At 76.4% G+C, this 1,346-nt stretch carries 1 protein-coding gene; it reads left to right on the forward strand.

Going from position 1 to position 1,346, the window contains the following annotated elements; all coding sequences use genetic code 11:
* Positions 1-1,217, forward strand: a 1,217-nt coding sequence (locus tag AB0E96_RS41195) for an acyltransferase (RefSeq protein ID WP_359831968.1), incomplete at its 5' end; no start/stop codon positions are given.
* Between the last annotated feature and the right edge of the window lie 129 nt (positions 1,218-1,346).

Here is a 1,346-nt window from a genome sequence, read left to right on the forward strand (position 1 = left end):
CCGCCGCCGTCCCCGAAGTCCCCTCCTCCGGAGCGCCGATGTCCACCACAGGCCCCAGCCGCCTGCCCTCGCTCACCGGGCTGCGGTTCTGGGCCGCGCTGCTGGTGGTGCTCTACCACCTCTCCCGCAAGGTGGGCGAGCTGCCGCTGATCGGCCCGGCGGCCTGGTACGGCCGGTCGGGCGTGACGTTCTTCTTCGTGCTCTCCGGCTTCGTGCTGGCCTGGACGTACGGGCCCGCGCCGGTGCGGGCCCCGGTGTTCGCCCGCCGCCGCTTCGCCCGGATCTGGCCACTGCACGTGCTGACCACCGCGCTGTCCCTGGGCGCGGACGCGGCGATCGGCGCGGTGCTGCCGGTGGCGGCCGCGCTCTGGTCGCTGGCCCTGGTGCACCCGTGGGCGCTGCCCACCGTGTACGGCGGCAACGCGGCCTCCTGGTCGCTGGGCGCCGAGGCCTGGTTCTACCTGCTGTTCCCGCCGCTGCTGCGCCTGCTGGCCCCGCGCCGGCGCGCCTGGCTGCCGCTCGCGGTCCTCTGCGCCGCGCTCGGCCCGGCGCTGTGGGCGGCCGGCGCCCTGCTGCCCGCCGACCCGGCGGTGCGCGGCTGGCTGCTGGACTACCTGCCGCTGACCCGGACCCCGCAGTTCGTCCTCGGCGTGGTCACCGGCCTGGCCGTGCGGCACGGGGCCCTCCCCCGGCTGCGGCTGCTCCCGGCGGCGGCCGCCGTAGTGCTCTGGCACCTGCTGCTGGTCCCCTGGCACGCCGCCGTCCCGGACTCCCTCTGGTACGGCCCGTACAGCGCCTCCCAGTTGCTGCCCGCGCCGCTGTTCGCCGCCCTGCTGGCGGCGGCCGCCGGGCGCGACCTCGCCGGAACCCCGCCCCGGCTGCTGGCGGGCCGCACGGCCGTGCGGCTCGGCGAGTGGTCGTACGCCTGGTACCTGGTGCACGAGATCGGCATCCGCTGCTGGCTCGCCGTGGTCGGCCGCCCGGAGACGGGGGCCGCGACGCTCGGCGTCTGGCTACTGCTGGCGGGCGGCTCGCTGGCCGCCGCGGGCGTCCTCTACCGCTGGGTGGAGCGCCCCTGCGAGCGGCTGCTGCGCGGCGCCCCGCGCGGCCGGGACACGGCGGCGCCGCTGCCGCCCCGCGGGGTGCGGGTGGTGCGGCAGCGGCGCCGGGCCGTGACGGAGGATCAGCCCTCGGTGGAGCCGTCCAGGTTGACGTAGGCGTAGAACACGCCCAGGTCGTAGCCGTCCTTGTCGGTGTCGAAGAGGATCTTGATGTCGGTGTCCCCGTTGCGCAGGAACGGCGAGATGTCCCAGCGGTTGGAGTCGTAGCCGAAGTTGTTGCGGTTG

It is taken from the genome of Kitasatospora sp. NPDC036755 (assembly GCF_040636595.1).
Taxonomy (GTDB): Bacteria; Actinomycetota; Actinomycetes; order Streptomycetales; family Streptomycetaceae; genus Kitasatospora.